This window comes from Paenisporosarcina sp. P5_A11, from assembly GCF_056400705.1.
The window spans coordinates 20,635-27,361 of record NZ_JBFUKT010000028.1; the positions used below are offsets into that span (position 1 = coordinate 20,635).

A 6,727-nucleotide genomic window follows, 5' to 3' on the forward strand; every position below is an offset into this window, starting at 1 on the left:
CAAAGAAGCCACCTGCGAAAAGAGCAGGTGTCCAGCTGCCCTCCTCCATCTAATAAGAGGATGCGTTTCAGTTGAATGAATGAATGGTGCTTACGGCAATTCTGTTCCTCTGCAACTCGCTTGCACGCTGACGGGCGTATAGAGCTAACTCAACGGTTAGTTCATATCGTAAAAATGGTGTAATTAAATAAATCCCATTGAATAAGTCTAATGCTGTATCAATTAATGACTTCGTAATTTCAAGTCCTTCTTGTACCGCCTGAACCGGGTTATCATTAAATTTTGCCATCCGATCACGAATCGTTTTCGAGATTTTGATTCCAGGTACTTCATTATGAAGAAACTCAGCGTTTTTACTGCTTAGTAAGGGCATTAAACCAATATATATRGGCGCATTAAGATGTTTGGTAGATTCGTAAACTTCCAGTAATTTTTCCTCTGAAAATACAGGCTGTGAGATAAAATAATCTGCGCCAAGCTGAACTTTCTTTTCAAGACGCTGCACTGCTTTATCTAGATAACGGACATTTGGATTAAAAGCAGCCGCAATGCTAAAAGCAGTTTTTTGGCCAAGATCTTTTCCTGAAAAAGATAAACCTTCATTAAGTTGTTTGATCATTTGAATCAGCTCAAAGGATGACACATCATAAACAGAAGATGCTCCTGGGAAATCGCCGACTCTAGCAGGATCGCCCGTTATCGCCAGTACATCATTCATCCCTAAAGTGTGCAGGCCCATCAAATGGGATTGCAGACCGATGAGGTTGCGGTCCCTGCAAGCTATATGGATGAGTGGCCGCATCGCCAGTTGAGTTTTAACCAGGTAACCCAATGACTCATTTGAAATACGAACAGAGGCAAGCGAGTTATCCGCCAGTGTAATCGCATCGATTCCCACTTCTTTTAAAGCTTTTGCTCCCTTGAAAAATTTTGTTGTATCTAATTTCCGAGGAGGATCTAACTCAACAATAATCGATGGTTTCTTCTTTACAATTTTCTCAAGAGGCGGGAAATCCCTTTTTATTGATATTACTTCCACAACTCGTTTAGGTGGTTTTATTTTTACGACCTTTTGTGTAATTGGAACCACATTTTTTAATTCGGAAGCAATGGCTCTTATATGTTCAGGTGTAGTGCCGCAACATCCTCCAAGAAGACCAACTCCTTCATTGCGGAATGCCAGTGCTGACTTTCGAAAGTACTCCGCATCACCTTCATAATGAAATTTCCCATCCGTATATGCAGGCAGACTGGCATTTGGATAAGCAGAAAGAAAAGCATGTGCTGGAATCTCAATCTGTTCAAGTGATAACAACGTATGATGTGGTCCGAGGCGACAATTCAGACCAATGACATCCGCACCAAGGTTTTCGAGCTTCAATAATGCTTCATTGACAGGTGTTTGATCTTGCAAAATCCCTGGCTCTTGAAGTGCTAGTTGTGAAATGATTGGCAGATTTGTTTCCTTACGAGTGATTGTAAGAACGGCTTCAAGCTCTTGAAGGTCATAGAAAGTTTCGAGGAGAATCCCATCAACCCCTTCTAATAAAAGGCAATATAACTGTTCCCGAAAGCTCCGTTTAAGATCCTCTAATGAAATAGAATTGGGCTTTACTCCCCGATTACCACCAATCGTCCCAAAAACATAAGCGTCATTCTTAGCTGCTATTTTGGCATTGTGGACAGCGGCACTATTGATTTCTTTTACCGAATCTTCCAGTCCATACCTTTGCAGCTTTAAATAATTTGCTGCATACGTGTTCGTCTGAATCACATCTGCACCTGCACCTATATACGCTTTATGGATGTTTTGAATTTGTTCCGGATGGGATAGGTTTAGTTCCTCAAAGCAACAATCTGTCCCGTACGAGTATAGGAGAGTACCCATAGCGCCATCTCCTATTAAAATTTGGTTTTTTAATTTCCCCAGAAAACTCATTGGCGCTCTCCTCCATGATAGATAAATTGTCTATCTTGAACATGCTGAAAGGCTTGTGAAAAATCCTTGATAAGATCATTCGGGTTTTCAAGGCCGACTGATAAGCGCAGAAGGCTATTTTTGATGCCACTTTTTTCTCTTTCCTCTTTTGGCATCGCCACATGGGACATTTTAGTCGGATACGACAAAATCGACTCTACAGACCCAAGGCTTACTCCAAATACAGGGATTTTCACATTCGAAACAAATGAACGAAGCGCATCCTCATTGGCAAGTTCAAATGATAAAACCGCACCTGGTCCGTCTGCCTGATTTTTTTGAAGCAGATGTTGTGGATGACTTTCAAGAGCTGGATAATAAACCTTATCGATAAGCGGGTGACCTTGTAAAAATTCGGCAAGTAATATTGCAGATTTTTGTGATTGTTCGAGTCGGACATGAAGCGTCTTGAGACCTCTTAGCACGAGCCATGCATCCTGAACACCCAGAATAGCCCCAAACGAATTTTGTAAAAAGCCCAGCCTTTTCGCTAATTTTTCATCCTTGACAACTGCCAATCCAGCAACTACATCGCTATGTCCTGATAGAAATTTGGTTGCACTATGTAGTACAACATCAGCCCCTAGTTCAAGTGGTTTTTGCAAGGCAGGAGTGAGAAAAGTGTTATCGACGAATGTTAAGGCATTATTTTCTTTTGCTAACTTGCTAACCGCTTTGATGTCTGTCACCTTCAATAAAGGATTTGATGGTGTTTCCACATAAAGCACTTCTGTATTTGGCTTAATAGCTTGTTTTACTTGGATTAGATTCGTCATATCGACAAAGGTATATTCAATTCCGTATCGTGACAGGACTTCGGTGATCAATCGATAGGTACCTCCATAAACATCCTCTGAAATCACGACATGATCTCCTGAAGAGAGAAGCAGAAATGCCGTTGAAATCGCTGCTATCCCGGAAGAAAAGGCGAATCCATTTGTTCCACCTTCTAGTTCCGCAATAACTTCTTCTAGCGCATTCCTTGTCGGATTAGAGCTGCGACTGTAATCATATTTCCCAAAATGATCGATATCAAATTGATGAAAAGTTGACGCATGTTGGATCGCTACACTCACAGCGCCAGTATTCGAATCAATCTTATGACGATTGTGTAACAGCCTTGTTTCAAAGGAATATTCTCTGTTCTCCATTAAATAATCATCTCCTCTCTTATGTGGACAAAAGCTTGTTCAAGGTCTGAAAGCAAATCTTCTGCATCTTCAATTCCAACTGAAAAACGCAATAATCGATTGCAAACACCTGCTTGAATCCTAGTCTCTTCAGGGATATCAGCATGTGTTTGAGTGGCAGGGTAGGTGATGAAACTTTCTGTTCCTCCAAGGCTTTCGGCAAATGTAATAAGGGATAAACCTTGTAAAAATGGATTAATCCATGACTCTTCTTTTAGGCGAAAAGAGATCATTCCACCTCTTCCTGGATAAAAAACGTCGGTTACAGTTTGAAGATTGGAAAGGTAACGGACGACTTCCTTGGCATTTTTCTCATGCCGATTCATTCGGAGCGATAAAGTTTTCATACCGCGCATCAATAGCCAAGAGTCAAATGGACTAAGCACAGCTCCCGTACTGTTATGGTAATGCGCCAGGTCCTCACATAGTTTTTTTCCTTTAGCAACAATAAGGCCAGCAAGAACATCATTATGACCGCCTAAATATTTGGTTGCGCTGTGGATAACAATGTCAGCGCCAAGAGTGATTGGCTGTTGAAAGAGAGGCGTATAGAAAGTGTTATCGACAATCAGCATAATTCCGTGTTTCTTGGCAATTTCAGAAACAGCGGAAATATCTGTTTTCTTCATTAAGGGGTTTGTAGGTGTTTCCAGAAAGATGGCTTTTGTTTGAGGGGTAATCATTCTTTCGATCTCTTCCGGACAACATGTGTTTACGTATTGACACTTCAACCCCCATTTTTTATATCCTTGTTCTAATAAACGATAGGTTCCTCCATATAAATCTTCACTAACTAACCATTCATCACCTGATTGAAAAAGGGACAAAACGGTCATAATTGCCGCCATCCCAGAACTACAGGCGAAGCCTTGATCCCCATATTCCAAATCTGATATTGTATTTTCAAGGAGCTGACGTGTTGGGTTTCCAGTACGACTATAATCAAACTCCGTCGATTGCCCAAGCCCTTCATGACGATAGGCAGTAGAAAAATAAACAGGGGGATTCACAGTCCCTGTAAGCGTATCACTGCGATTTCCAATTTGAGCAAGTTGTGTATCGATTTTATACATCCCAATCACTCCTCTAATAAAAATGTTGATGCACATTAAAACGGCGTTCTCCATTGTGGATCGTCAGTTAGTAATAATCTCGCTTCAGATGCGTACAACGAGTAAAATAATCTCTAACTTATTAACATGATCCTTCCATTCCAATCTATTTTCTTAGCCTAGGATATAAAAAAGACCTCTTGTATTCCATAAAATTGTCAGTAAACAATCCTACGGAATACAAGAGGCCTCCAGTTATCCGGTCAGCTTCTTTAATATTTTAATTTTTTCAAACAGAAAACCGGTGCTTTTCTATGCGATTTATTTGAACAATTTTTCCTTCATGAACCGTAATTTGTAGCTCTCCAAAATGCAAACCTTCAAGTGCTTCTGCGATAATTTCAAACTTTTCCTTTTCCTTACCTTTTTTCACCAAATCTCCCATTCAATATCAACTCCCATATGCTTACATTAACTCAATATACACGACCTCTTTTTTAGAAGATTTGAAAAGCTCTGCYTGAATTGGCACCGTTAGAATTCGATTCTGTGGTTGCCGAGGTATCCAAGACTCTTTAAAGGTAGGACTTATATAGAAGGAACAGCCTATGCTTGTGCGAAAGGGTCCCAAGATTTTCTATTTCACTTTCATTATTCGGATATTCCACTCTGGAAGTTTATGACCCTATATTCACGAGCAGCTTTTCTCTCGTTTGTTTTGCTACTTCAACCATTATCTTAAGTGCTGCAACCGTTTCTTCAAGACCTCGTGTTTTCAAACCGCAATCAGGATTAATCCAGAACTGATTTGGATCAAGAACTTGTAGGGCACGATCAATGTTTCTACTCAGCTCTTCAAGCTTTGGTACACGTGGACTATGAATGTCGTATACACCAAGACCGATCCCTTTGTCATACGTGTTTTCTTCAAACGATTGAATTAATTCACCATGACTTCTTGATGTTTCAATCGAAATAACATCAGCATCGAGTGCTTTAATCGCATCGATAATATCTTTAAAGTCCGAATAACACATATGGGTATGAATTTGTGTATCGTTTTGTACTGACGTTGTTGCAAGTTTAAACGCATAAACTGCAGCGTCAAGATACCCTTCCCATTTTTCACGTTTTAACGGCAGCCCTTCACGAATTGCCGGCTCATCAACTTGAATCATACGAATTCCATTTTCCTCAAGCGTTTCAACTTCTTTTCGAAGCGCAAGTGCAATTTGATTGGCAACAACATAGCGTGAAATATCATCACGAACAAACGACCAGTTTAAAATTGTAATTGGACCTGTCAGCATTCCTTTTACAGGTTTGTCAGTTATTGATTGGGCATATAAGGATTCTTTAACTGTTATCGGTTCTATAAATGACACGTCACCGTAAATAAGTGGTGGTTTCACACATCGCGAGCCATATGACTGGACCCAGCCAAATTTCGTGAATTGGAAGCCATCTAATTTTTCACCAAAATACTCAACCATGTCTGTACGTTCAAATTCTCCATGTACAAACACATCTAGACCAAGTTCCTCTTGAATTTCAATCCACTTTTTAATTTCTGCTTTTATATATGTTTCATATTCTGTATTCGTTAACTCGCCTTTACGCCATTTTAATCGGTTCTTTCTTACTTCTTGAGTTTGCGGGAAGCTTCCGATTGTTGTTGTTGGCAGCAGTGGTAATTTAAAAGCCTCTTTTTGTATCTCTTGACGGACTTTAAATATTGCTTTTCGTTCCGCTTTATACGTATGCAAGTTTTGAATGGCTTCTTGAACTTGTGTGTTATTTCGGAATGATGATTTTTGTAACGCTTGAATCGCTTCTGTACTTGCACTGATTTCTTTTTGTATCACTTCTTTTCCAACGTTTAAGCCTTTTGTCAGTACAACAATTTCATGTAATTTTTCATCCGCAAACGATAATGCTCCTTTTAGGACCTCATCAAGCGTTTCTTCACTTTTAACTGTCACAGGTACATGCAATAAGCTTGATGAAGGTTGTACAATAAGACGATCTTTTGAAACAACATCCGCAATCTCTGCAAGAATTGCAGAATGATCATCAAGATTCGCACGCCATATATTTCGCCCGTCAATTACTCCAGCAGCAAGAACCTTATCTTTTGGGAAACCATACTCTTTCAAAGCAGCAAGGTTTTGACCGTTATCATAAACAAAATCAAGTCCAATTCCTTGAACAGGAAGTGAGATTACATCTTCGTAATGTTCAATGCTTTCAAAATATGTTTGTAATATCAGCTTTATGTTTGGTGCTGCTTCATGCAATGTTTGATAGATATCCTTAAATAACGCAACATCTTCTTTTGAAATCGTTGTAGATAAAATCGGTTCATCGATTTGTACCCACTCGACTCCTTCTTTTTCTAATTCACGTAAAATGTCAGCGTATAGTGGCACAAACTTTTCAACAACTGCTTTAAACTCACTTTCTTTATAGCCTTTTGACAGTTTTACAAATGTGATAGGTCCTAAGAT

Annotated in this window: 5 protein-coding genes; all 5 read right to left on the minus strand. The window is 39.6% G+C overall.

Annotated features, from left to right (window positions below):
- Positions 1-67: 67 nt before the first annotated feature.
- A complete protein-coding gene (locus AC1DOS_RS06975; RefSeq protein WP_477536917.1) occupies positions 68-1,939 on the minus strand; it encodes a bifunctional homocysteine S-methyltransferase/methylenetetrahydrofolate reductase in 1,872 nt (623 codons plus the stop codon).
- Positions 1,936-3,129, minus strand: a complete 1,194-nt coding sequence (metC, locus tag AC1DOS_RS06980) for a cystathionine beta-lyase (protein WP_477536918.1) — start codon at positions 3,127-3,129, stop codon at positions 1,936-1,938. Before metC ends, AC1DOS_RS06975 begins: the two co-directional genes overlap by 4 nt.
- A complete protein-coding gene (locus AC1DOS_RS06985) occupies positions 3,129-4,241 on the minus strand; it encodes a methionine biosynthesis PLP-dependent protein (protein WP_477536919.1) in 1,113 nt (370 codons plus the stop codon). Before AC1DOS_RS06985 ends, metC begins: the two co-directional genes overlap by 1 nt.
- Positions 4,242-4,509: 268 nt before the next feature.
- Positions 4,510-4,665 carry a DUF2292 domain-containing protein gene (locus AC1DOS_RS06990; protein ID WP_477536920.1) on the minus strand — a complete coding sequence of 52 codons (156 nt, stop codon included), beginning with the start codon at positions 4,663-4,665 and terminating at the stop codon, positions 4,510-4,512.
- Between the two features lie 232 nt (positions 4,666-4,897).
- Positions 4,898-6,727 (minus strand): 5-methyltetrahydropteroyltriglutamate--homocysteine S-methyltransferase (metE, locus tag AC1DOS_RS06995; protein WP_477536921.1); only part of this gene is annotated, 1,830 nt, incomplete at its 5' end.

Bases quoted from the DNA above. Each gene is read 5' to 3' on its own strand.
- AC1DOS_RS06990 (WP_477536920.1), bottom strand. From the start codon at position 4,665: ATGGGAGATTTGGTGAAAAAAGGTAAGGAAAAGGAAAAGTTTGAAATT.
- AC1DOS_RS06985 (WP_477536919.1), bottom strand. From the start codon at position 4,241: ATGTATAAAATCGATACACAACTTGCTCAAATTGGAAATCGCAGTGAT.
- metC (WP_477536918.1), bottom strand. From the start codon at position 3,129: ATGGAGAACAGAGAATATTCCTTTGAAACAAGGCTGTTACACAATCGT.